The sequence below is a fragment of the Limnospira fusiformis SAG 85.79 genome (assembly GCF_012516315.1).
Lineage (GTDB): Bacteria > Cyanobacteriota > Cyanobacteriia > Cyanobacteriales > Microcoleaceae > Limnospira > Limnospira fusiformis.
This window is the reverse complement of the sequence record NZ_CP051185.1, coordinates 1797242-1822006: the sequence shown is the minus strand read 5'-3', so window position 1 is coordinate 1822006 and position 24765 is coordinate 1797242. Positions and strand designations below refer to the sequence as shown.

Sequence of the window (24765 nt, the reverse complement as noted above, 5' to 3'; positions counted from 1 at the left end):
TCAGGTCGCAGTCATGCCACGTCAGGATACAATTTTTGAGCGCTATTTAGCGCCCATGTTCAAATTATTGGTAGACCGAGAAGCGATCGATAACTTGGACAAAAGTATCGATTGGGAATCAGTGTGCGATCGCCTTACTGACCCCAACCTCGTCTATCCCCAATATTACCAAACCCAAGACTTTCACGGTATCGAGGGAGGATACCTGAATAAAAGCGCCGCCCTCACCTACGACCCCATTACCCAATACGCCATTCCCCCCAATGAAACCTGGGTCCGCCAAGAAGCTATTGATACCATTACCGTTAAACCTAGACGCATATTAGACCTAGGGTGCGGCACAGGTTCAACTACCCTACTATTAAAACAAACCTTTCCTAATGCCGAAGTGATCGGCTTAGACTTATCTCCCTATATGTTGGCGGTGGCGGAAACTAAAGCCAAACAAGCCGGCTTAGATATCAAATTCTATCATGGTTTAGCAGAAGAAAGCGATCGCTTTGAATCTCAATCTTTTGACTTAGTTTCCGCTTCCCTGCTTTTCCATGAAACCCCCCCAGAAATAGCCATAGCCATAGCGCGGGAGGCTTTCCGACTTCTGAAAGCCGGGGGAGAAGTAATGATTCTTGACGGTCATCAGAAAATCTTACGCCAAAACCCCTGGCTAACCGAAATTTTTGAGGAACCCTATCTCAAAGATTATGCCACCGGAAGCGTTGATGCAACTCTTGGGGCGGCGGGTTTTGCGAAAGTGCGATCGGAGGATATATGGTGGATAAATCAAGTTACCGTAGGTCTCAAACCGATTATTAACCATTCCCCCAACATCAATTCACAATGGGAACAACAGCCCAATCATAACCCATTTCCTGCCCCAGCCTAAGATAATTAATACTTTGGTAGGGGCGGGTTCTGCTGTCAATCTCAATTCCCACAGATAACACTGGTAAATCCGCCCCAACCCACCCCATATCCATCAATAATTGGTTATCATGTAGGGGCGGGTTCTGCTGTCAATCTCAATTCCCACAGATAACACTGGTAAACCCGCCCCAACCCACCCCATATCCATCAATAATTGGTTATCATGTAGGGGCGGGTTCTGCTGTCAATCTCAATTCCCACAGATAACACTGGTAAACCCGCCCCAACCCACCCCATATCCATCAATAATTGGTTATCATGTAGGGGCGGGTTCTGCTGTCAATCTCAATTCCCACAGATAACACTGGTAAACCCGCCCCAACCCACCCCATATCCATCAATAATTGGTTATCATGTAGGGGCGGGTTCTGCTGTCAATCTCAATTCCCACAGATAACACTGGTAAACCCGCCCCAACCCACCCCATATCCATCAATAATTGGTTATCATGTAGGGGCGGGTTCTGCTGTCAATCTCAATTCCCACAGATAACACTGGTAAACCCGCCCCAACCCACCCCATATCCATCAATAATTGGTTATCATGTAGGGGCGGGTTCTGCTGTCAATCTCAATTCCCACAGATAACACTGGTAAATCCGCCCCAACCCACCCCATATCCATCAATAATTGGTTATCATATGTAGGGGCGGGTTCTGCTGTCAATCTCAATTCCCACAGATAACACTGGTAAATCCGCCCCAACCCACCCCATATCCATCAATAATTGGTTATCATGTAGGGGCGGGTTCTGCTGTCAATCTCAATTCCACAGATAACACTGGTTAACCCCACCAGTAGGGCGGGTTCTGTCAATCCCCATCCATCAATAATTGGTTATCAGTAGGGCGGGGGGTTTAATCTCATTCCCACAGATAAAACTGGTAAAAACCCCCGCCCCAACCCACCCCATATCCATCAATAATTGGTTATCATGTAGGGGCGGGTTCTGCTGTCAATCTCAATTCCCACAGATAACACTGGTAAATCCGCCCCAAGCCCCCCATATCCATCAATTGGTTATCATGCAGGGCGGGTTCTGCTGTCAATCTCAATTCCCACAGATAACACTGGTAAACCCGCCCCAACCCACCCCATATCCATCAATAATTGGTTATCATGTAGGGGCGGGTTCTGCTGTCAATCTCAATTCCCACAGATAACACTGGTAAACCCGCCCCAACCCACCCCATATCCATCAATAATTGGTTATCATGTAGGGGCGGGTTCTGCTGTCAATCTCATTCCAATCCCAGGTCGAGGGTGCTTCAATCTCAATTCCCAAAGATAACACTGGTAAACCCGCCCCAACCCACCCCATATCCATCAATAATTGGTTATCATGTAGGGGCGGGTTCTGCTGTCAATCTCAATTCCCACAGATAACACTGGTAAACCCGCCCCCAACCCACCCCATATCCATCAATAATTGGTTATCATGTAGGGGCGGGTTCTGCTGTCAATCTCAATTCCCACAGATAACACTGGTAAAATCCGCCCCAACCCACCCCATATCCATCAATAATTGGTTATCATGTAGGGGCGGGTTCTGCTGTCAATCTCAATTCCCACAGATAACACTGGTAAACCCGCCCCCAACCCACCCCATATCCATCAATAATTGGTTATCATGGTAGGGGCGGGTTCTGCTGTCAATCTCAATTCCCACAGATAACACTGGTAAACCCGCCCCCAACCCACCCCATATCCATCAATAATTGGTTATCATGTAGGGGCGGGTTCTGCTGTCAATCTCAATTCCCACAGATAACACTGGTAAACCCCGCCCCAACCCACCCCATATCCATCAATAATTGGTTATCATGTAGGGGCGGGTTCTGCTGTCAATCTCAATTCCCACAGATAACACTGGTAAACCCGCCCCCAACCCACCCCATATCCATCAATAATTGGTTATCATGTAGGGGCGGGTTCTGCTGTCAATCTCAATTCCCACAGATAACACTGGTAAACCCGCCCCCAACCCACCCCATATCCATCAATAATTGGTTATCATGTAGGGGCGGGTTCTGCTGTCAATCTCAATTCCCACAGATAAAACTGGTAAACCCGCCCCCAACCCACCCCATATCCATCAATAATTGGTTATCATGTAGGGGCGGGTTCTGCTGTCAATCTCAATTCCCACAGATAAAACTGGTAAACCCGCCCCCAACCCACCCCATATCCATCAATAATTGGTTATCATGTAGGGGCGGGTTCTGCTGTCAATCTCAATTCCCACAGATAACACTGGTAAACCCGCCCCAACCCACCCCATATCCATCAATAATTGGTTATCATGTAGGGGCGGGTTCTGCTGTCAATCTCAATTCCCACAGATAACACTGGTAAATCCGCCCCAACCCACCCCATATCCATCAATAATTGGTTATCATGTAGGGGCGGGTTCTGCTGTCAATCTCAATTCCCACAGATAACACTGGTAAACCCGCCCCCAACCCACCCCATATCCATCAATAATTGGTTATCATGTAGGGGCGGGTTCTGCTGTCAATCTCAATTCCCACAGATAAAACTGGTAAACCCGCCCCCAACCCACCCCATATCCATCAATAATTGGTTATCATGTAGGGGCGGGTTCTGCTGTCAATCTCAATTCCCACAGATAAAACTGGTAAACCCGCCCCCAACCCACCCCATATCCATCAATAATTGGTTATCATGTAGGGGCGGGTTCTGCTGTCAATCTCAATTCCCACAGATAACACTGGTAAACCCGCCCCAACCCACCCCATATCCATCAATAATTGGTTATCATGTAGGGGCGGGTTCTGCTGTCAATCTCAATTCCCACAGATAAAACTGGTAAACCCGCCCCCAACCCACCCCATATCCATCAATAATTGGTTATCATGTAGGGGCGGGTTCTGCTGTCAATCTCAATTCCCACAGATAATTATTAATTAATAATTATTAATTAATAATTTCCATAGATAACATTTGTCCATTATCCATTAACTGGGTATGAGTTTAAAGGCTGTTATTTTTGATTTTAATGGTGTAATTATCAATGATGAATCGATTCATGAACAGTTAATCGAGGAATTATTGGTCGCTGAAAATCTGCGGGTGAAACCAGATAAAATTCGTGAAGTTTGCTTAGGAAGAAGCGATCGCGCCTGTTTACAGGATTTACTCTCATTATACGGCAGAGTCGTAACTTCTGAGGAGCTAGAAAACCTGATCGCGCGGAAAGCACAAGCCTATCAACAGCGGTTAAATGCTATGTCAGACCTACCTCTATATGATGGGTTGCGGGAACTAATTACACGCATTCAGACGGCGAATTTGAAAATCGCCCTAGTTACCGGCGCTATTAGAGAGGAAGTTGAGTTAGTTTTGACTCGCGCGGGGTTGATTGATTATTTTTCCATCATTGTCGCTGGGGATGATATTACCACCAGCAAGCCGGAACCTGATGGCTATTTATTGGCGCTACAAAGGCTAAATTCTGCTGATGAGACCTTGAATTTGCAGCCGGAAGAGTGTTTAGCTATTGAGGATACTTTTGCTGGTATTGAGGCGGCGAAACGCGCGGGTATTCCTGTCGTGGGGGTAGCCCATACTTATCCTTTCCATATGCTACAGCGTCGCGCTGATTGGTGTGTGGACTATCTCCAGGACTTGGAGTTAGAGAGGATTTTGGGAATCTCTGGAGAAGTTGCACTATCGGAACCCGATTGATGTTATAATGGGCGGTTGTGTCCTATCTCTCTCTATACTTGGGGAATTAGCTCAGTTGGTAGAGTGCTGCGATCGCACCGCAGAGGTCAGGGGTTCGACCCCCCTATTCTCCATATCGCTTAAAAGCCTATTCTGGCTACGATAACCGGGAAACACTCAACCCGATAGTCGTACCGTTACACTCAAAATGCACTCCATTCAGTCTTAGCACACGGGACAATTAGTGCATATCCCTTAGCAATAAATCTTAATCATTGACGGGTTAATCAATAAGCACAACTTAATCAATATGTCAAATACCCATATCACCCCCATAACCGGACGCTGATAGGGTAGTTCCCTTGTGATACCCGTCAATGGCAAGTTTATCGGTTCGTTCCTCACCATTGACTGCTATCACATCGGTCACTCCCCAAGAGTGCTTGTCCCGGTTATGGGGGGAGGGTATGATTCAAAGCCAACACGATCGCCTATCCGGTTATCTATGGGTCCAATTGATAATCTCCGGTGAGGGAAACTAAAAGTGCGATCGCAAAACCTGAACTATCATCTACCGGAACCAACCCGATACCCCCCAAACAACTTTTCAACTGGAGGCAATTACCGGGATGGGAATCGATACCCACATAATTCTCAGCAAGTCTCCAATCTTTGATGGTAATCATCACGTCCAACAGTCACTACCAACATAATCGCCTTACCCAAAAATCTTAGTCGTAGGTTGTAGGTAAAGCGATCGGTTAGGGGTAATATCCGTTATGGGTAATATCTGGACATGATAGGGTGAGCATTCATATAAACCCGTAATTAGACTGTTGCAGTTAGACTGTTAGCATTTAAGCTAATGAAAAAATTGACATTTAATTAGACTGTTGCCGTTAGACTGTTAGCCCAAAATACATAGACACCCCCTACAGTCAGAAACCATAGGGGGTCATTAAGTTATTGAGTTAGCTGTTAGGCTGTTAGGGTTTACGCCAACCATCATCGTCAATATCATCTCTGTTGATTGAGTTAGGTGGTAAACGCGTATCATGGTCATATATTTTGGGGCAGATTATACTATCTAACGAATATTTAAAAAACTCAAATAATATGTCTAAATTTTTATTGTCTTAATCTAGCTTAGACTCCATGATTTTATTACCTATAAATAAAGAAATTACCAAATAAAAAATAACAATTATCAATAATGCCACCTCTAGTATAATTAGATTCATTGTATTAATCTCCAAAAATAAATGGTCAACCACTTAATCCTCTCTAAGGGGTCAAATACTGCGTCAAAATTGCTATATGGCGGCTCGGCAATGATTTGATATTGATTAAGCCAAATAATATATTGTTTAACCATCATATTCTGTTGGGCATCATTGTATGCGTAAAATTTTAACCATCCCGCGATTTTCCAATCTACAGGAATTTGGTCCGCCTCAAATAATATCCTCACAAATTGGCTACCTGATATATCTGGAAATTTCTGACTACCATGTTTTGAATCATCCTCTTTGATGAAATATTGGTGATAAACTCAAAACCAATGAGTCTCAGATATATCATAGTTGTTAGGCATTATCTAATCTGTTTGATTACATGATCGTTAGCTGTATCGCACCATAAATCACCAACCCTTAAACCTGTAGGGCTTGTCGGTAAATTACTGAAATTAATTCTATGCCCTCTTATATTTCCATTAACATCTAATCTTGTTTGTGCTACTGTGGTTCCGATACCGACGACGTCAGCAATACTGACGGCGCCAAAGTCATCGATGCGTATGGGTTCGGAGCCAGCGGTTCAAAATGATATTGAGCCTAATCCATTTAGTCTAACAATTGGGTAGATGTACAAGTTGGGCAGGTAGGCATGGAAATTGAACCCGAGTCGGTTTTTACACCTCTATCATTAATATTAGGCACTACCCCCGGTAATTGCCTCCAGTTGAAAAGTTGTTGAGGGGTATCGGGTTGGTTCCGGTAGATGATAGTTTAGATTTGGCGATCGCACTTTTAATATCAGCCAGATGATAGCCCATAGTTTCCCCTCACCGGAGATTATGAATCAGACCCATAGATAACCGGATAGGCGATCGCCATACTTTCATAATCTGATACTGAAAGGCGGTCTGATATCTTTGTACGTTGATTCCCTAGCGGGTTCCCCCCCACCTACGGCTATCGTGTTGGCTTTGAAACATACCCTCCCCCCATAACCGGGAAAAGCACTCTTGGGGAAGTGACCGACGTGATAGCAGTCAATGGTGACGAACGAACCGATAGGCTTGCCATTGACAGGTATCACAAGGGAACTACCCTATCAGCGTCGGGTTTAGGGAGTGATATGGGTATTTGACAGATTGATTAAGTTGTGCTTGTTGACTGAGTAATCATCCTATTGACAGAATTATTTTCCTGTGCTAGGACTAGATTGTGAGTAATATCTGAGTAATTAGGTGCGACTATCGGGTTAAGTGAATCCCGGTTATCGCTGCTAGGATAAGGATTTCCCGAAAATGGGCGATACTGGACTTGAACCAGTGACATCCTGCTTGTAAGGCAGGCGCTCTACCACTGAGCTAATCGCCCTTTTGCATTCGATGTTTTCTATTGTAGCAGCAATCGCTAAAATAGGGAAGCTATTTTTGAAAAAAATTTTTGCGCTATGCCTTCTGGCAAAACCCACGATCGCATAACACTCTGGAGCTTGCCACTGGTGGCGGCTTTGACGTTTGGACAAACTCGCAGCAGCCATCTAACTCTCCTAGTATCTGGCAGTTTTCTATTTAGTGGCCTGATGTTTGGGCCAGATTTAGATCTAAACTCACGACAGTTTCAACGTTGGGGGTGGTTCCGTTGGCTATGGGTTCCCTATCAAAACAGTTTACATCATCGCTCGTTTCTGTCCCACGGGCCTTTTATTGGGACGGCTTTACGGGTTCTGTACTTGTTCACCTGGCTAGGCGGTTTTGGTCTGATTATGACTATGGCGATCGAGTTTCTGTTTCCGGTAGAGTGGACGCTATCGAGTTTAGCAGGGGAACTATGGCAATTTCTGTTAAACCACTCTATGGAATGGATCGCTATCTTCTGCGGTTTAGAAGTCGGTGCTATGAGCCACTATCTATCTGATTGGGGGTCATCTATTTATAAACGTCTTCAAAGCCAAGGGGTATATGGACTGATACCACCATCGGCTCTAGTCAAAAAACCGAAAAATAGCACCTCGCGGCGGTCTCGTTCCAATTCGTCGTCAACTTCCCCTAAAAAAAAAGCAGTCGTCGTTCTAGCAATTCCTCGACTGTGGGAAACTCCCGCAAACAATAGCATATATCCTAACTGTTGGGAGCAATAATGGGCATATATACTGTAGCCTTTTATCAGTGAGTCAAATTTGTATAATCCGACCCTATTAATCAATATGTCTGAATCTAGTCATAATCAACGGGAAAACGACACCCTAAATGCCTTGCAAGAACTAATTGATGTGGTGGCTAAATTACGATCGCCTGATGGTGGGTGTCCTTGGGATTTGGCTCAAACTCCCCAAAGTTTAACCCCTTATATTCTGGAAGAAGCCTATGAGGTAGTTGATGCGATCGCTACGGGAGACCCAAAAGCGATCGCTGATGAATTAGGAGATTTATTATTGCAAGTAGTTCTCCAGGCTCAAATTGCCAGCGAATCTCAGCAATTTTCCCTGGCTGATGTGGCGGCTGGTATTACGGAAAAACTCATCCGCAGACATCCCCACGTTTTCGCAGATGTGAAGGTTGATAGCGTCGAAGAAGTACACGAAAACTGGGAAGCTATTAAGGATAAAGAAGCGGGAAATCATCAAGATTCCCAGTCTTTGAGTGCTAAATTAAACCGTTATTCCCGACAACTTCCGCCTCTCATAGCAGCTATGAAATTATCTAAAAAAACGGCTGCTGTTGGCTTTGAGTGGGATAATATTGAGGGGGTTTGGGATAAGTTTCATGAGGAATTGGCGGAATTTGAAGAAGCCTTACACCACCAAGATAAGGCAGAACAACAAGCGGAATTGGGAGATATTTTATTCGTGTTAGTCAATTTAGCTCGTTGGTATGATATCGACCCTCATGAAGCACTACGGGAGACTAATCATAAGTTTATTCGCCGATTTTCTATGGTAGAGGCAGCCTGCGATCGCCCTTTAGCAGACTACACCCTAGCGGAATTAGATGTCTTATGGGATAGGGCTAAAGCTATCATTAAGGAACAGGGGAATTAATCGGTTCATAAAAGGCGATCGCACATCCTCCGTAGACTTTTTGGCGGACGATCGCTAAACCGGAAACCTCTACCATTTCTCGTTTTGGGTCATGTTCAGCAATTAACTCTCCTCCGGCGGCGAGTAGGGAATATTTGGCGATCGCTTCTAGGACAGGTTCATATAAATTGGCTGTATATGGTGGGTCAAAATAAATGCGATCGAACTCCTCGGCGGCTAAGGATTTTAGCCGTTTAACTACATCTCCCCGTAGGACGCGAAACTGTTGTTCTGGTGTAGCCACTTGCTGCCAATTTTGCTTAATAATTTGACAAGCTGACCCCGACTGTTCGATCGCCACTGCCATCGCCGCCCCACGACATAGGGCCTCTGCCCCCATTGACCCACTACCAGCACAAAGATCCAGCCAACGACATCCAGTAATGTCCTGCCAAATATTAAACACGGCTTCCCTGACCCGTGAGGGAGTAGGTCGGGTATTTTGTCCGGGGAGGGTTTTTAGTTGGCGATTACCATAAATTCTCAAGGCCATCTGTGAACACTATCCCATCGAAGTAATTACCTTCTGAGAAGAGTTCACCAACTGCACAAAATTAGATAATAATTGCAGTCCGGCGACTGAGGATTTTTCGGGGTGGAATTGTACCGCCATCACATTTTGGTAAGCGATCGCAGCAGTGACGGTTTGGCTTCCGTGGGTGATAGTGGCGGCGGTAATTGTCGCATCAGCCGGATCGACATAATAGGAATGCACAAAATACACCCAGGGATTATCTCCTAAATTTTCCCAAAGACTGACTGATGGTTGAGTAAATGTTAGTTGATTCCAACCCATGTGAGGAATAGTCAGTCCGGGTTCGGATTTAAACCGTCGCACTTTACCTGGAAAAATTCCTAACCCGGGTTCGTCCCCTTCTTCCCCGGACTCGAACAAAATTTGCAACCCTAAACAAATCCCCAAAAATGGCACACCGTCCGCAATTACCTGTTTAATGGGTTCAATGAGATTACGCGATCGCAGATGTTGTACCGCCGGGTCAAAAGCCCCTACTCCTGGTAAAAGCACACCATCAGCCGCACTGATCACCTTTGGATCATCGGTAATTTCTGGGGTTCCTCCTGCATTTTCCAAGCCTTTACAGACGGAGTGCAGATTACCCATATCATAGTCAATTACTGCGATTCTCGCCATCTCTATCCCTCAAGCCACCATTTGATATTATCTCATATTTACGGACAATTTGGGAACATTTTAGAGTTGATGATGATTTCAATCATTACAGCTTGTTCACCAGTCGCTTAATATATTGCCCTCACCCTAAATCTGGATCCCAAAGAGGGAGAGGGACTTTGAGATGTGATCAGATGATTTCTGAACAGGTTGTAATTGATGGCTCAGTTGGCGGTTGGCTGTTGACTTTTCAAATCCAAGATTAAGGCTTGATTATAGGCATCGGTGGCTTCTGCATCGCGGTTTAAACCCTCTAAAGCTAATCCCCTTTGATGCCACACTTCTCGGTCTTTGGGGTCGGCATTTAGGGCTTTATTTAGGGCTATTAATGCCTGTTCATAAAGGCCCAAATGATTTAAGGCTATCCCCGTGTCTAACCAGCCATTTAGTTGATTGGGGTCAATGGCGATCGCCTTTTGCGCCGCCTCTAATGCTTGTTGATATTCCCCTAAATTCCGCAAGGCTACACTTTTTTCTATCCAAGACCAATAGGCGTGGGGATTAATTGCTAAAGCGCGATCGCTTGCTTGTATAGCATCCCGATAACGACCCAAACCTCGCAACACCCAAGCGCGACTTTCCCAGGCTAAATGGGAGTTAGAATTGATTACTAAGGCGCGATCGCAACTCCCCAGGGCTTCCGGCATTCTGTCTAAAATACGCAACACCCGACAACGATAAAGGTGGGCATCAAAATAGTGAGGATTTTTGGCAAGGGCTTGATTATAGGCACTTAGAGCCTGTTCATAATCACCTTTATGGCGCGATATTTCTCCCTGATTAAACAATTCAGTAGGTGTGTAGTTAGATATAGCTGCTTTCTGCCATCTCTCCGTAGCCCGTTGATAATTGCGGGCGATCATGGTATTCTGAGGGTTGATACTGAGGGCGCGACTGTAGGATTGTAGCGCTTCCTGGTGGCGTGATAATCTCTCTAAAGCATAACCTCGATTATTCCATACCCACTCGGAATTATCATCAATTTCCATAGCGCGATCGCAGGCGTTTAAAGCATCCTGAAACTCCTGTAAGTTATTCAAAGACCAGCAGCGACCATTCCAACTATGGACATAATTAGGATGAATCGCAATAGACTTATTATAAGATTCTAAGGCTTCCCGATATCGCCCTAATTTATTTAAGATGTTGCCTCGTTGATGCCAACTCTGATATGACTGAGAGTTAATAGCGATCGCCGCCTCGCAACTTTTTAGGGCTTGATCATACTGTTCTAAATGATATAATGCTGAACAGCGACCCTCTAGGGCTTGCAGATAATTGGGGTTAATATCCAAAGCCAGATTATAGGCGGCTAAGGCTTGATCATATTGTTGTAAATCCAAAAAATTCTGACCTTGACGGCGTAATTTTACCGCCTCTGACCAGGGCGCACTAACTCTTAAACCATCTGATGGTCGGCTAAATTTTGCTTCTTGAGAATTGCTAAAATCTCGCGCCTCTTGCATAGCCATATTGCCCACTAGCACCATAAAAAATAGCGCCCCAATGGGTTTGAGTTGAGAGATAACTACGTCCCGGGAAGTGGTCGTCTGGGTTTGAGTTGAGAGATAACTACGTCCCGGGAAGTGGTCGTCCTAGTCAAAGCGGATAAGGCTTGGGAGGCATTCTTAAACCGTCTTTTTGTGCTAGGTTCTACCAGCCTTTCTAACCATGCCAAAAAACGGCGATCGCCACCTTTTACCAGTTGTCTAAATTGGAAACAATAGTTATCATCAATAAGCTGACCAATATGGGCGGGATGAGTCCCTGTTAGCAGACAAATTAGGGTAGCCCCCAAACTGTAGAGGTCTGAAGATTCTGTTAACGGTCGGTTAAATAGTTCCTCCGGTGGCATAAACCCCGGTGTCCCAGCGGCGATACTACTGGTGGCGGTATCTTTTCCACCTACTTTAGCAAAGCCAAAATCGACTAGATAAGCATTCAGGCGATCGTCTACTAAAATATTAGCCGGCTTAATATCACGGTGAATAATTGGGGGATTATGCTGTTGTAAATATACCAGAATTCCTAATATAGAAATGGCAATTTGCCTAATCTGTTCTGGCGTGAAGCGTTGACCAGACTCTAGGGATGGTGCCTTTTTGTACTCCTGCACCAAACAGAAGCCAGCCGGAGTCTCAAAAGATGTCAGATAGCGTGGTATTCGGGGATGTCTAATCTGTTGTAACATCTCAATTTCCCGTTCATGGGCTTTTAGCCCCGCCCAACTCGCCCCTGTAAACGCAAAGCGAAATTCTTTGATTGTCACCTGTTGATTAGTTCTGGCATGGGTTGCCAGGTAGGTTATCCGCCCCCCTTCTGGGTTACATCCCAATTGCCTAATGGTGTGATAACCTTGATTTTGGAAGTCTGGAAGGTTGCTCATGGGTATGAATGGGTACAATACACCCCATTATATCACCGACTATCCCGATTATACCGGAAATTTACCAGAATGTCAAATATATTGTAATTTTTAGGTTTATTGATTGAGTAATTGCTGAAACTGGGAATATAAATTTTTCGCCAAGGCTTTAGGATTCCATAAAGGGGCTAAATTCTCAGATTTTTTCGATGCCATTAACTGTTGGCGAATTGATTGTCTAAGTTCAGGTTCAATACCCAAACGGATACCGCAATTTTGATACTCTTCCCAGGAGTCGGCTATTCCCATTTCCACACCCACACCCTTTAAGAAAGAATAACCCATGCGGGATAAAAATTGTGAGCCACGGCGAGTGACTAGGGGAGTATTAAACCAGAGGGCTTCCAAGCTATGAGTACCACCATTGTAGGGGTAGGAATCTAATAGCACATCTGCCAACATATAGATTTTGCGGTGTTCTTCTTCGGTAGCAAATCGACTTATTTGCTTAATGCGATGTTGACCGACACCGATCGCCTTACAAGCCGCCGCATAGGTCTCACGAATTATCTGGGTATCTCCTAATGCTTTGTGAACTAAAATACTGTCGGGAACTTGTTTAAGGATATTGACCTGGGCTTTCACCAAATCAGGGTTAAATTTACGTCCTGGTGCTACACACAAATAAACCACCTGGTCGCGACTAATACGGTAGGCTTGTCTGAGGGTATTTGGATCTGCTGATACTCTCTGAAAGCCAGAGACTGCCATAAATGTCTGAGGCATCCTAATTAACTTTTCGGTATAATAAGATTCTCGTCCGGGGGGATGGGTATAATGGTCGCCAATAAAATAGTTATCGGAGGCAATTTGAGGGCTATCAAAACCTAGCCAAGATATACAAAAGCGGGCAGGTTTTTGGGCTAAAACTTCGGTATTAATTTGCACACTGAGAGAGTCTAAGTCTAGGAGAATATCGATTTGGTCTTGGCGAATAGCGTTAACAATTTCTTGGGGGTTGGGGAGTCCCTGGGGGAAGTTTTGGGGGGCAAAAACTTTGTGGGCAACTTGTTCAAATACTGGAGTTTGCTTATCTCGGATAGGTCGATCGCTCCAATATAGATAAATTTCTGTATTGAGGGCTGCTAATTCTTTAATGACATCGGCACTACACCAGCCGACGGAATGACGACAAAAGTTTTTAGAAAGAATCCCAATTTTAACGGTTTTGGGGCTGGGGATATTGCCAAATCCTTTAGTAGTTTGAATACGGGGGGGGGTGGAAGTAGGAGATATCAGGCTCACATAGCGATCGCCAATTAATCGTTGTAGTTTATAATTCTTTTCCAAATCATCCCGCAGATAGGGCAGGGCGAATAATAGGTTAGCATAAAGGGATTTAATCTCTACTGGTTTGGTGTGAGCCAGTAAACCGGGCAGTTGTGATTCTAGCTGCAAAAATCTTGGTAAAGCCACGGCATTTAAACCGGAAACCTGACAGATACTAACGGCATAAATGGCGGTCATAATCGGGTCGATACTGCTACAATTTTTCAGGTAGCGATCTACGGCATTGCGGGCGGCGGCGAGGTCGGAGGAGTCCCGATATATGCCACAGATATTTTGGTGGGCGGCGACCAAATTGGGTTTTAATTCGATCGCCTTTTCTAAGAAGGGAATCGCCTCTTGGGGCTGGCCCTGATGTCTATGAACTATACCGAGTTGACAGTAGGCTTCTGCCAAATTCGGGTCAGCGACAATAGCCTGTTTCCACAGGGCGATCGCCTCTTCTAGTTTCCCCTGATTGAAAAGTTGATTTCCCTGATTATAAAGATGAACTGAACCCCCAGTTAAGGAATGAATTTGATTAGCTTTTTGTTCAACAATTAAGGCTTCCGACTCTCGCCCCATTTGTCGCAAAGCACGGGCGAGGTTAACATAAACTGCGGTTAAATCTGGCTTGAGGGCGATCGCTTTTTGATAACTGTCGATCGCCGATTCCAATTTTCCTTGTTTATAGAACATACTACCCAAGTTAGCATGGGCTTGGGGTAAATTCGGGTCAAATTCTAAAGCCTTGGCATAGCATCGGATCGCCTCTTCAATTTGACCCCGACCCTGAGACACATTACCCATAGTCACATAAACCGGAGGCCAGTTAGGTTTCAATTCTAACGCCCTTTGACAGGCGGCGATCGCCTGATCATACTCTCCCTGAAGATAAGAAGTCTCAGCCTGGTGTAATAATACTTCAGGACTCTGGTTAGATGGGGAGTTAGAAACAGGAGGTAACTGGGAAGACATTTGTAGGATCTCGTTGGATGGTTAAAATTGCGTCAAAATGGGTTCAGTCAATTCTGAGATACCCTAATTTTTCTATCATAACCTGTTATGACCGACAACTGTACAGGGAGGATCTTGATCAGTGACTCATATTTATCCTTGATCCCGATAGAGGCTATCGACTCTTGTATACACAAAAAGAGCAAATTGAGACTACAATAGTATTATATGAACCTTTAACTGCGATCGACTCAGCCAGTCTGAAATACGAAGGAGGTGTTATTACGGATAAGCCAACAGTTAACAATGAATCTAACAATGAATCATTAATAGATAAAGCCAACGCTGAAGGCAATAATGCCGTTTGTCAAGCAGCATTAGTCAGCCTAGTATGGGGATTAGCCCGATTAAATCGAGATGGCAATTCCGAGAAATATGAGGAAAGCAAATCGAAAATGCACGTCAATATTGATCCTCTCAAAGAATCTTAAAGCTATCTCAAAATCAACGAAGGAGGGATCTAGCCAGGCTACACCCCTCCTTTTGACGTTCAGATAATTCAGCAGGTTCCTAACGTCTGGCATTCATTAAATTAGTATTGAATAAATTGGCATCATCCAAATTAGCGCCTGCTAAGTCTGATGCAGTCAAATCAGCCCCACTTAGATTAGTTCCTGTTAAATCAGTATCCCGCAAATTAACACCAATGATATCAAAGCCATATAGGCTGCCTTCTTGAAGACGCACCAAACCCAAACTAACTACAGACTGACGAACATTTTGAAGATTCGCCCCAGTTAAATCAGCACTTTCCAAATTCGCACCAACTAGATTTGCGCCTCTCAGGTTCGCCTCAGTCAGGTCAGCAATCACCATCCCCGCTAGGGTTAGATTAGCATTCCTCAAGTTAGTACGGGTTAAGTCAGCGCCGTGGAGTTTAGCTGCAATCAGGGTAGTATCTGCTAGGTTGGCATCAACCAGGATAGCCCGGTTGAAGTTAGCCTCGTTCAAATTAGCACCCGCGAGGTTAGCGCCAGTTAGATCAGCCCTTCTTAGGTTAGCACCATTAAGGTCTAATCCTTGTAACTGTGCCCCGGTCAGGTCACATCCCTCACAGCTTTTAGTCTCCAGCAACTGCTTCAGGTGGGCGGGGTTTTCTGCACGAACTGCAGTAGTGATACCAATGGTAATAATTAATGTTGCGGCCGCGTAAGTTAATAATTTCATCCCACACCCTCCTCGACTCTCGATACTATATACTATGACTCATTTTGAGCCAAAAAGAAATGAGTAAAATCTCACCGTAAGCTGATCGAGATCACAGTCAGGAGCTAAAATAGATGCTGCGATCGCATTTTATATCTACACGACAACAGCCCTAACCACCTCAGCTAGGCGGTTAGCGCTATCAACTACTGCCAAGGACCCAGCCGCCTCAGCCATCCGATTGAGTTCTGTAGAGTCACCCAATAGATACAAAACTTTACCTTGAAGTTGTTCTGGTGTCAAGTCCTGCTGTTGAATTAATACCGCCGCCCCTTGTTGGGCAAAAACCTTGGCGTTAAAAGTTTGGTGGTCTTCGGCGGCGTAGGGATAGGGAATCAGAATAGCGGGGGTTTTAGTAATCGCCAATTCAGTTAAAGTCCCCGCCCCGGCGCGACTAACTGCGAAATTAGCGCGTTTCAGCAGAGGAGCTATATGATCATAAAAAGGCATAGCAATATAGTGGGGATGCTGGAGGCTGTGTGCATCGGGGTCGAGATTTCCGGTGAGGTGAACTATCCAAATACCTGCTTCTAACCAAGCTGGTGCAGCAGCCCTGACTAAGCGATTGACAGCGACAGCGCCCTGAGAACCTCCTAAAACTACGACCAGTGGCGCATGGTCAGGAATAGGGAATTCCAAGGGTTCTGACTCGTTGGTAAAGTCGGCGCGTACAGGAGTACCCACGACGGTAGTTTGTGCCTTGGGAAGATATCTAGCAGCCACGGCGAAGCCGATCGCCACCTGGGTACAGCGAGGGGCTAACCAGCGGGTGACTTTACCGGGAAGGGCGTTAGACTCATGGAGAATTATGGGTAAACGGAGGGAACGAGCTGCTAAAATGGCGGGGGCGGCAATATAACCGCCTGTAGTGAATACGCCTTGAAAATTACCCTGTTTGAGGAGGTGGCGGGCTTTGAGGATAGCGGTAGCTAGACGAGTCCCGGTCATGAGAGTTCCTAAGCCGGGTTTTCCCTGAAATCCACCCACGGCGATAGTATGGATCGGATACTTTTGCGGAACTAACTGGGTTTCCAGGCGGTCTGGAACGCCTAGCCATTCGATGTGATAATCACTTAAACTGTCGGCGGTGGCGATCGCCGGAAATAGATGCCCTCCAGTACCACTGGCTGCAACTAATAATCGCGTGGGTGTCTCGGTCAAGGCTGCTTTTCCTTTCGATATTCAATAATTTCGCTACAATCAAAACACATCGAGCCATCATGAGGGGGCATTCCTAACGGAAATCCCTAACTGCTGATCACTTTACAACCAAGACGCACACCTGACAACTATACTTATGACCCGCTTTGTGATTTTTCCGCTGCGCTACCCGGCTTTTTCCCCAGTTTTATCAGCCATTCTGACAATTGCTCTCTGGTGCGGTTTAGGCTGGGGGAGCGATCGCGCTTGGGCTGAGGAACCAGCCACCGCCCCACCGGAACTGAAAATGCTGTTAGAAAATATTGAGACTGAAGCTAATCGCCAAAATCTGGAAGCGTTGATGAGGTTTTATGCTCCCGATTTTCAAAATACTGATGGTTTAAATCATGATACTTTAAAACGGGGGTTAAGGCATTTTTGGGAACAATACTACTCTCTTAATTATCGCACGACTTTGCAGGATTGGGAACGAGATGGAAATGCGATTATTGCGACAACGGTTACGGAAATTGAAGGGGTGAAACGCTTTCCCGATCGCGATGTAATTTTGCGATCGACGATTACTTCCCAACAGCGCATTGAGAATGATATGATTGTGGCTCAAGAAATTTTAGCCGAACGCAATCAGTTAACTTCTGGTGAGGCTCCCCCAACTGTTACATTGAATATTCCTCAACAGGTGACCACTGGTCGAGAATTCAGCCTTGATGCTATAGTCGAAGAACCCCTAGGTTCGGAATTGTTGATTGGAGGGGCGATCGTCCAACCTGTTAATACTAATGCTTACTTTGAGCCTACGCCTGTATCTATTCAGTTTTTAACTTCTGGTGGTATTTTCAAAATTGGTCAAGCGCCCACATCACCTGAGGATAGCTGGGTTTCTACTATTCTTATGCGTCGTGATGGTATTACTTCCATTACCCAGCGCATGAGAGTTGTCGATTAAATCGATATGATAGGGGCGACCAATTTTTCGCCCCTACTGGGTAAGTTAGATCCTGTAGGGGCGGGTTCTCCGAGTTCCTCACCTCCCCACAGGAAGACTGATCAACCCGCCCTCTCCAAACCGGGTATTTGCTCACCTCCCCACAGGAAGACTGATCAACCCGCCCTCTCCAAACCGGGTATTTGCTCACCTCCCCACAGGAAGATTGATCAACCCGCCCTCTCCAAACCGGGTATTTGCTCACCTCCCCACAGGAAGACTGATCAACCCGCCCTCTCCAAACCGGGTATTTGCTCACCTCCCCACAGGAAGACTGATCAACCCGCCCTCTCCAAACCGGGTATTTGCTCACCTCCCCACAGGAAGATTGATCAACCCGCCCTCTCCAAACCGGGTATTTGCTCACCTCCCCACAGGAAGACTGATCAACCCGCCCTCTCCAAACCGGGTATTTGCTCACCTCCCCACAGGAAGACTGATCAACCCGCCCTCTCCAAACCGGGTATTTGCTCACCTCCCCACAGGAAGACTGATAAACCCGCCCTCTCCAAACCGGGTATTTGCTCACCTCCCCACAGAAAGATTGATCAACCCGCCCTCTCCAAACCGGGTATTTGCTCACCTCCCCACAGGAAGACTGATAAACCCGCCCTCTCCAAACCGGGTATTTGCTCACCTCCCCACAGAAAGATTGATCAACCCGCCCTCTCCAAACCGGGTATTTGCTCACCTCCCCACAGAAAGATTGATCAACCCGCCCTCTCCAAACCGGGTATTTGCTCACCTCCCCACAGAAAGATTGATCAACCCGCCCTCTCCAAACCGGGTATTTGCTCACCTCCCCACAGAAAGATTGATCAACCCGCCCTCTCCAAACCGGGTATTTGCTCACCTCCCAAGGGGAAGATTGATCAACCCGCCTTTTGAGGAGAAGATTAGTAAAAAGTTCCGGTTTTGCGATAGTGAACTGCTGTTACACCTTCATTATTTAATAGTTTGCCGTTTTGGACTTGAGCATAAATAACCCAGTGGTCGCCGCATTCCATGCGGTTTTTTACCTCACATTCCAAATAAGCCAAAGCATCATTTAAAATCAGACATCCGTTAGAGGCTTCTGTGGTTGATAAGGATGCAAATCTATCCTCACCGGGAGCAAACTTTTTCATAAAGTGTTTACGCAGTTGTTTACCTTCGTCCAAAATGTTTAAAACAAAGCGATCGCCTATGTGAGTCATGGATTCCATAGCGCGATCGCGAGCCACAGCCACAGTCAATCCTGGGGGGGTAAAAGTAGCTTGAGATACCCACGAAGCCAACATCCCACTTACCACCTCTCCACGGCGACAGGAGACCACGCACAGGGAACCCACCAAACGACCTACAGCCTGAGCGGTTCGGTCAGCACTAGCAGACTGGGAAGTAGATTTGAGAGCGCGGCGTTTTTGGTCACGTCGCAACATTTGGGCGAAATCAATAGCAGTTTCCTCGCAGGTTTGTAGGGTGATATCTGTGGGTTTAAACTTGACCCTAATTGGTTCAAAGCCGAATTTATAGCCAGCATCTTTTAACTTATCCGCGATTAAATCTACCGCCTCTCCACTCCAACCAAAGGAACCAAAAACCCCGGCTAATTTATTAGTTGATGCGGTATTTAGAATAATTCCCAAAGCGGTTTGTATTTGGGTGGGAGCATGACCGCCGAGGGTAGGGGAACCGATAATAAATCCATCGCATTTTTCAACGGATGTTTGAATTTCGGTAGATTTAGCGTGTTCACAATTAATCAATTCTACCGCTACTCCCGACCTAGTTAATCCTCTGGCGATCGCATTAGCAATAGAGGCGGTATTCCCGTAAGCAGAAGCATATAGCAGCGCCACATTCAAATCCTGAGATTTTTGTTTTTCACTCCATTGTCGATATAAATTAGTTAATTCATTCATCCCATAGCGAACTAAGGGACCGTGACCCGTGGCATAAAATTCAATGGGTGATAACTCAGCAATTTTATCTAAGATTGACAGAATTTTTTTGGGTTGTGCCGCATGGAGACAGTCATAATAAAACCGGCGGTCTTCGTTGTAGACTGACCAGCCTTCATCAAAGACTTGATCACCGCAGACATGAGCGCCAAAAAACTTATCTGTAAACAGGATTTTAGTACAGGGGTCATAGGTCAATAGACCATCAGGCCATCGGGGAGTTGGTGCGGTGATTAATTGCAGTTCATGTCCGCGACCCAGGTTTAATTTTTCCTCACTTTTAACTGTTAAAATATTTAAGGTTAATTCTGGGAAAGATTCCCGCAGCGCCAAGGTAGCGGGGTTAGAACACACCCAAGTAATTTGGGGAGCCTTTTCTAACAATGCTTTAATTGTCGCACCTCGGTTAGCGTTAAAATGCCCTAAAATCACATATTTTAGGTTGTTAAAATCTAAGCGGTCTTCCAGGGATTTCAGATAGTTGGCGGTAAAAGATTCTCCGGGAGGGTCGATAATCGCCACTTGGTCAGCTTCGATGAGATAACTATTAGCTGTAGTCCCCCGTTGTAGGGAATATTCTACCTCAAACTTGAGTCTATCCCAAGTGCGCGATCGCAAAACTTTTGTATCATTCCCAATCAAGAAAACTTGAACATCACGAGCTTTTGAATTATACATTTTTTTAAAGTAATGTGGTGAACATAGCAACCCAGGAAAGGCGGGTGATTTAGCCATATTTAGATATGAATCAACCCGCCATCAGGGAATTTTTTAGTAGTGATTTCCCACCTTGCGATGATGAACGGCTGGTAAAGCATCAGGGTTACTAACGCGACCGCCATCAATAGTGGCATAAACAATCCAATGATCGGTTAATTCCATGCGACTAGCGACCTGACATTCCAGATAAGCCAGAGCATCATTTAAAATCGGACTGCCATTATTAGCGGCTTGAGTTTTCACACCTTCAAAACGGTCGGCACCAGGGGGAAAACGCTTGAGAAAATGCTTCATTAAGGCTTGATAATTGTTCTCCTCCAACACATTGAGAACAAAGGTATCACCCACCTGCATTAGGGCTTCGATCGCCCTATCTTTAGCGACCGCAATAGTTAACCCCAGAGGTTCAAAACTCGCCTGAGACACCCAGGAAGCCAACATAGCGCTACTCACTTCCCCTTTAGTCGCGGTGATAATATATAACCCGCCACTAATGCGACCCAAGGCTTTATCAACATCGCTATCTAGGGATTTCATCTGCTTAATAGCCTTATCCCGACTGAGTAACTGTCCCATATCGGTTCCGGCTTCATCACAGAGTTTATAGGTGTTTTCGGTGGGGGTTTCTGTAATCCGAATTGAGGGAAAAGCGGGTTTAAGTCCGGCGGCTTTAAACTTGACTTCCAGGGGGTAAACAGACAAATCATTACCGCTACCAGATTCGTACAAACCAAAGGTTTGCTTTTTGTTGGTAGATGCTAAAATGGTGCTGATGGCTTCCTCGGCTTCCTGGGCGAGTTCGGCATCTTGACCAGATACGGGAGGCATTCCGATGACTAATCCGGTAGCCATACTAGCTAACTCGCGGATTTCCTGGTTATCAGCCGATCGCAGATCCATCATTTCGACAGCGACACCAGTTTTGGTAATTCCGTGGGCGATCGCTTGAGAAAGGCGATCGCTATAACCGAAATCGGAATAGTAAAATACCGCCGCCGTGGTTTCGGCTTTGGACTGTTCCTGACTCCATTTTTGATAGCGATCGGTCAATTCCTGAACGTTATGGCGCAGTAGGGGGCCGTGTCCGGTGGCGATCGTGGTAATATTTCCCAGTTGTCTCATACGCTTAATGGCGCTGAGAACAGACCGGGCGTTGGGAGCCATCAAACATTCATAGTAGAATCGATAATCAGCCTCAATGTCAGCGAGGTTTGAGTCGTAGGTGAGATCGGAACAGTAGTGCATTCCGAAAGCGTCGCAGGTAAAGAGAGTTTCGGTTTGGCGATCGTAGGTGAAAATAGTATCAGGCCAGTGCAGGTTAGGCGCGGAAACGAATTCCAGCACATGACCGTTACCGAGGTCTAATGTATCACCGTTTTTAACTTGTTGAGACTTAAAGGGTTGATGAACTAGGTTTTCTAAAAATTGAATGGCAACTTTTGCGCCGACGACGGTAATTTGGGGCGCAAGTTGCAGAATATCGGCGACTAAACCGCTGTGGTCGGGTTCTGTATGGCTAATAATCAGATAATCAATGGCGGCGGGGTCGATTAATCCTTGGAGAGTGTCTAGGTATAGTTGCCGAAATTTGGCGTGGGATGTATCTACTAAGGCGGTTTGGTCGCCACGAATGATAAATGAGTTATAGGTTGTACCGTTTTGCAGACCAAATTCGATATCAAAGCGATCGCGGTCCCAATCAAGCGATCGAATGGTGGTGGTGTCTGTAGTAACTTCTGCTACCTCAACGGTCAACCGACCTGCTTTAACCCGGTCAGTGAGGGCTACCATGTATGACCTCCCAAAATTTAGCTATCTAATAATGTGCAAGTTTACAGATATTCTGACACGGATACCGAATCTGTGGGGGTTTGAAAAATCTATCAATGGGTTAAGACCCACAAAACTCAACACCCAACTCTCCCGGCTTTTCTGATGATGGTTAAATTTGGGAAAAACTGCGGCTCAATTCCCACCAGAGAAGGTCGCCAAAGTGCGATCGCACCTGAGATGATGGTATAGGTGAATATGCTCAAGAAATCTTAACGCCGATGAAATTAACCTAAGTATCGCCAATGGGGGGGTAATCAAATAATTATCACCAATGGGAAATCGCCCCCATGAATTACGATTAACAATAGATGGCGATGACGGAATTGTTATAATCAAACTGTCCCCTAGTCTCTGGTCGATACTATGCAGATTCAATCTCCTATCTATCCGCCTTTGGAAAATGGCGATCGCCTAACTTACCGAGAATTTGAGCAACGTTACGCCGCCATGACTACAGATCAGAAAGCGGAATTAATTGAAGGAGTAGTTTATATGGCATCACCTCGGCGGTTTACCACCCATGCAGAACCCCACGGTCGTCTCATCACCTGGTTAGGGGTTTATCAAGCCGCTACCCCTTCCACCGCAATGGGTATTGAACCGACGGTTCGCCTGGACTCGGACAACGAATTTCAACCCGATGGAGTTTTGTTGATTCCGGGGGGAAGTTCCCAACTCACCTCAGAAGGCTACATTCAAGGCGCACCGGAATTGGTGGTAGAAATTGCGGCTAGTAGTGCGGCGATCGATTTAGGGGATAAAAAACGGGTTTATCGGCGCAATGGCGTGCAAGAATATCTAGTGTGGCAAATCTTCGACCAAAAACTAGATTGGTTTTATCTGGAGGAGGGAGTTTATCAGTCTCTTTCTCCCAATGATGAGGGGATTTTGTGCAGTCGGGTGTTTCCCGGTTTATGGTTAAACGCAACGCAACTATTACAAAATAATCTCGCCGCCGTTTTGGAAACCCTACAAGGGGGACTAGCTTCCCCAGAACATCAAGCCTTTATTCAACCGGATTAAAACAGAGGTGAGAAATGAATATATCGTTAAGTTCAGAAATTGAGCAGTTTCTGGAAAGTCTGGTAGAAAGCGGTAAGTATGCTTCGGCTGAAGATGCGATCGTCGCAGGTATTAGGCTGTTAGCAGACCGAGAACGCATTTATCAACGGCGGTTTGAGGAATTGCAACGGGAAATTATGGTTGGTGTTGCTGCTTCCGAAGGGGGTGAGGTTGTTGATGGGGAAACAGTTTTCTGCCAACTGCAACAGAAGCTACAACAACGTGGCCATCAAGATGATTTATGACTAATATTTGTCGGTTTACATCTTCCGCCAGCCGAGATACAAACATTTAACAATAGATGGCGATGACGGAATTGTTATAATCAAACTGTCCCCTAGTCTCTGGTCGATACTATGCAGATTCAATCTCCCATCTATCCGCCTTTGGAAAATGGCGATCGCCTAACTTACCGAGAATTTGAGCAACGTTACGCCGCCATGACTACCCATCAGAAAGCGGAATTAATTGAAGGAGTAGTTTATATGGCATCACCCCTGCGGTTTACCACCCATGCGAAACCCCACGCGGATTTAATCGGGTTGCTATGGACTTATAAAATGGCAACCCCAGGGACAGAAATAGGCATTGAACCGACGGTTCGCCTGGACTCCGACAACGAATTTCAACCCGATGGAGTTTTGTTGATTCCGGGGGGAAGTTCCCAACTGACCTCAGAAGGCTACATTCAAGGCGCACCGGAATTGGTGGTAGAAATTGCGGCTAGTAGTGCGGCGATCGATTTAGGGGATAAAAAACGGGTTTATCGGCGCAATGGGGTGCAAGAATATCTAGTGTGGCAAATCTTCGACCAAAAACTAGATTGGTTTTATCTGGAGGAGGGAGTTTATCAGTCTCTTTCTCCCAATGATGAGGGGATTTTGTGCAGTCGGGTGTTTCCCGGTTTATGGTTAAACGCAAGGCAACTATTACAAAATAATCTCGCCGCCGTTTTGGAAACCCTACAAGGGGGACTAGCTTCCCCAGAACATCAAGCCTTTATTCAACCGGATTAAAACAGAGGTTAGAACAAC

General features: G+C 45.7%; 20 protein-coding genes and 2 tRNA genes. 10 read left to right on the top strand and 12 right to left on the bottom strand.

The window, feature by feature from the left end; all coding sequences use genetic code 11:
• The first annotated feature begins 13 nt into the window (after positions 1-13).
• From HFV01_RS08645 to HFV01_RS08635, 3 genes are all read left to right on the top strand, one after another.
• On the top strand, positions 14-883 hold the full coding sequence (locus HFV01_RS08645) for a class I SAM-dependent methyltransferase (protein WP_006624779.1): 870 nt from the start codon (positions 14-16) through the stop codon (positions 881-883).
• Between the two features lie 3028 nt (positions 884-3911).
• Positions 3912-4631, top strand: a complete 720-nt coding sequence (locus tag HFV01_RS08640) for an HAD family hydrolase (RefSeq protein ID WP_006624778.1) — start codon at positions 3912-3914, stop codon at positions 4629-4631.
• 40 nt (positions 4632-4671) lie between these two features.
• Positions 4672-4744, top strand: a tRNA-Ala gene (locus tag HFV01_RS08635).
• A gap of 369 nt (positions 4745-5113) precedes the next feature.
• Here the strand turns inward: HFV01_RS08635 and HFV01_RS08630 are convergent.
• The 3 genes from HFV01_RS08630 to HFV01_RS08620 all read right to left on the bottom strand — a co-directional run bounded on the left by HFV01_RS08630 (position 5114) and on the right by HFV01_RS08620 (position 7216).
• On the bottom strand, positions 5114-5296 hold the full coding sequence (locus tag HFV01_RS08630) for a hypothetical protein (RefSeq protein WP_006669990.1): 183 nt from the start codon (positions 5294-5296) through the stop codon (positions 5114-5116).
• 551 nt (positions 5297-5847) lie between these two features.
• Positions 5848-6081, bottom strand: a complete 234-nt coding sequence (locus HFV01_RS08625; RefSeq protein WP_006624774.1) for a hypothetical protein — start codon at positions 6079-6081, stop codon at positions 5848-5850.
• A gap of 1063 nt (positions 6082-7144) precedes the next feature.
• Positions 7145-7216 (bottom strand) — tRNA-Val (locus HFV01_RS08620).
• Between the two features lie 76 nt (positions 7217-7292).
• Between HFV01_RS08620 and HFV01_RS08615 the strand changes: the two genes are divergently transcribed.
• Together HFV01_RS08615 and mazG are read left to right on the top strand one after the other, a co-directional pair.
• Positions 7293-7982, top strand: coding sequence for a metal-binding protein (locus HFV01_RS08615; protein ID WP_035759390.1), 690 nt, complete (start codon positions 7293-7295; stop codon positions 7980-7982).
• 66 nt (positions 7983-8048) lie between these two features.
• Positions 8049-8882 carry a nucleoside triphosphate pyrophosphohydrolase gene (gene mazG, locus HFV01_RS08610; protein WP_006669989.1) on the top strand — a complete coding sequence of 278 codons (834 nt, stop codon included), beginning with the start codon at positions 8049-8051 and terminating at the stop codon, positions 8880-8882.
• On the opposite strand, the gene rsmD is transcribed toward mazG, so the two are convergent.
• From rsmD to HFV01_RS08590, 5 genes are all read right to left on the bottom strand, one after another.
• The gene (gene rsmD / locus HFV01_RS08605; RefSeq protein ID WP_187758093.1) at positions 8863-9414 is read right to left on the bottom strand and encodes a 16S rRNA (guanine(966)-N(2))-methyltransferase RsmD; all 552 of its coding nucleotides are present in this window, start codon (positions 9412-9414) and stop codon (positions 8863-8865) included. The two genes, mazG and rsmD, sit on opposite strands and share 20 nt — an antisense overlap.
• A gap of 9 nt (positions 9415-9423) precedes the next feature.
• Positions 9424-10074: an imidazole glycerol phosphate synthase subunit HisH gene (hisH, locus tag HFV01_RS08600; protein WP_006624770.1), complete on the bottom strand. Its 651-nt coding sequence runs from the start codon at positions 10072-10074 to the stop codon at positions 9424-9426.
• Between the two features lie 203 nt (positions 10075-10277).
• Positions 10278-11603, bottom strand: coding sequence for a tetratricopeptide repeat protein (locus HFV01_RS30320; protein ID WP_318286222.1), 1326 nt, complete (start codon positions 11601-11603; stop codon positions 10278-10280).
• Between the two features lie 38 nt (positions 11604-11641).
• Positions 11642-12499 (bottom strand): serine/threonine protein kinase, encoded by an 858-nt coding sequence (locus HFV01_RS30315; protein WP_318286221.1) that lies wholly within the window; start codon positions 12497-12499, stop codon positions 11642-11644.
• A 96-nt stretch (positions 12500-12595) separates the two neighbouring features.
• On the bottom strand, positions 12596-14782 hold the full coding sequence (locus tag HFV01_RS08590) for an O-linked N-acetylglucosamine transferase, SPINDLY family protein (RefSeq protein WP_006669988.1): 2187 nt from the start codon (positions 14780-14782) through the stop codon (positions 12596-12598).
• A 164-nt stretch (positions 14783-14946) separates the two neighbouring features.
• On the opposite strand from HFV01_RS08590, the gene HFV01_RS08585 reads away from it, so the two are divergent.
• Positions 14947-15252, top strand: a complete 306-nt coding sequence (locus HFV01_RS08585; RefSeq protein WP_006624767.1) for a hypothetical protein — start codon at positions 14947-14949, stop codon at positions 15250-15252.
• 79 nt (positions 15253-15331) lie between these two features.
• Here the strand turns inward: HFV01_RS08585 and HFV01_RS08580 are convergent, their stop codons facing one another.
• Positions 15332-15988, bottom strand: a complete 657-nt coding sequence (locus HFV01_RS08580; RefSeq protein ID WP_006624766.1) for a pentapeptide repeat-containing protein — start codon at positions 15986-15988, stop codon at positions 15332-15334.
• 135 nt (positions 15989-16123) lie between these two features.
• Positions 16124-17188, bottom strand: coding sequence for an undecaprenyldiphospho-muramoylpentapeptide beta-N-acetylglucosaminyltransferase (gene murG / locus HFV01_RS08575; protein ID WP_193521007.1), 1065 nt, complete (start codon positions 17186-17188; stop codon positions 16124-16126).
• 136 nt (positions 17189-17324) lie between these two features.
• On the opposite strand from murG, the gene HFV01_RS08570 reads away from it, so the two are divergent.
• Positions 17325-18134, top strand: coding sequence for a nuclear transport factor 2 family protein (locus HFV01_RS08570; protein ID WP_006669986.1), 810 nt, complete (start codon positions 17325-17327; stop codon positions 18132-18134).
• 935 nt (positions 18135-19069) lie between these two features.
• Here the strand turns inward: HFV01_RS08570 and HFV01_RS08565 are convergent.
• On the bottom strand, positions 19070-20794 hold the full coding sequence (locus HFV01_RS08565; protein ID WP_193521006.1) for a diflavin flavoprotein: 1725 nt from the start codon (positions 20792-20794) through the stop codon (positions 19070-19072).
• A 93-nt stretch (positions 20795-20887) separates the two neighbouring features.
• A complete protein-coding gene (locus HFV01_RS08560) occupies positions 20888-22627 on the bottom strand; it encodes a diflavin flavoprotein (protein WP_006624761.1) in 1740 nt (579 codons plus the stop codon).
• A 405-nt stretch (positions 22628-23032) separates the two neighbouring features.
• Here HFV01_RS08560 and HFV01_RS08555 point away from each other — a divergent pair, with 405 nt between their 5' ends.
• From HFV01_RS08555 to HFV01_RS08545, 3 genes are all read left to right on the top strand, one after another.
• A complete protein-coding gene (locus tag HFV01_RS08555) occupies positions 23033-23692 on the top strand; it encodes a Uma2 family endonuclease (protein ID WP_193521005.1) in 660 nt (219 codons plus the stop codon).
• 14 nt (positions 23693-23706) lie between these two features.
• The gene (locus HFV01_RS08550; protein WP_006669982.1) at positions 23707-23976 is read left to right on the top strand and encodes a ribbon-helix-helix domain-containing protein; all 270 of its coding nucleotides are present in this window, start codon (positions 23707-23709) and stop codon (positions 23974-23976) included.
• Between the two features lie 111 nt (positions 23977-24087).
• On the top strand, positions 24088-24747 hold the full coding sequence (locus HFV01_RS08545; protein WP_006669981.1) for a Uma2 family endonuclease: 660 nt from the start codon (positions 24088-24090) through the stop codon (positions 24745-24747).
• The last annotated feature ends 18 nt before the right edge of the window (positions 24748-24765 follow it).

Excerpts from the sequence above, each read along its gene's own strand:
- HFV01_RS08645 (WP_006624779.1), top strand. The coding sequence starts at position 14 with ATGCCACGTCAGGATACAATTTTTGAGCGCTATTTAGCGCCCATGTTC.
- HFV01_RS08640 (WP_006624778.1), top strand. The coding sequence starts at position 3,912 with ATGAGTTTAAAGGCTGTTATTTTTGATTTTAATGGTGTAATTATCAAT.
- HFV01_RS08630 (WP_006669990.1), bottom strand. The coding sequence starts at position 5,296 with ATGATTACCATCAAAGATTGGAGACTTGCTGAGAATTATGTGGGTATC.
- HFV01_RS08615 (WP_035759390.1), top strand. The coding sequence starts at position 7,293 with ATGCCTTCTGGCAAAACCCACGATCGCATAACACTCTGGAGCTTGCCA.
- mazG (WP_006669989.1), top strand. The coding sequence starts at position 8,049 with ATGTCTGAATCTAGTCATAATCAACGGGAAAACGACACCCTAAATGCC.
- rsmD (WP_187758093.1), bottom strand. The coding sequence starts at position 9,414 with ATGGCCTTGAGAATTTATGGTAATCGCCAACTAAAAACCCTCCCCGGA.
- hisH (WP_006624770.1), bottom strand. The coding sequence starts at position 10,074 with ATGGCGAGAATCGCAGTAATTGACTATGATATGGGTAATCTGCACTCC.
- HFV01_RS30320 (WP_318286222.1), bottom strand. The coding sequence starts at position 11,603 with ATGGTGCTAGTGGGCAATATGGCTATGCAAGAGGCGCGAGATTTTAGC.
- HFV01_RS30315 (WP_318286221.1), bottom strand. The coding sequence starts at position 12,499 with ATGAGCAACCTTCCAGACTTCCAAAATCAAGGTTATCACACCATTAGG.
- HFV01_RS08590 (WP_006669988.1), bottom strand. The coding sequence starts at position 14,782 with ATGTCTTCCCAGTTACCTCCTGTTTCTAACTCCCCATCTAACCAGAGT.
- HFV01_RS08580 (WP_006624766.1), bottom strand. The coding sequence starts at position 15,988 with ATGAAATTATTAACTTACGCGGCCGCAACATTAATTATTACCATTGGT.
- HFV01_RS08570 (WP_006669986.1), top strand. The coding sequence starts at position 17,325 with ATGACCCGCTTTGTGATTTTTCCGCTGCGCTACCCGGCTTTTTCCCCA.
- HFV01_RS08565 (WP_193521006.1), bottom strand. The coding sequence starts at position 20,794 with ATGTATAATTCAAAAGCTCGTGATGTTCAAGTTTTCTTGATTGGGAAT.
- HFV01_RS08560 (WP_006624761.1), bottom strand. The coding sequence starts at position 22,627 with ATGGTAGCCCTCACTGACCGGGTTAAAGCAGGTCGGTTGACCGTTGAG.
- HFV01_RS08555 (WP_193521005.1), top strand. The coding sequence starts at position 23,033 with ATGCAGATTCAATCTCCTATCTATCCGCCTTTGGAAAATGGCGATCGC.
- HFV01_RS08550 (WP_006669982.1), top strand. The coding sequence starts at position 23,707 with ATGAATATATCGTTAAGTTCAGAAATTGAGCAGTTTCTGGAAAGTCTG.
- HFV01_RS08545 (WP_006669981.1), top strand. The coding sequence starts at position 24,088 with ATGCAGATTCAATCTCCCATCTATCCGCCTTTGGAAAATGGCGATCGC.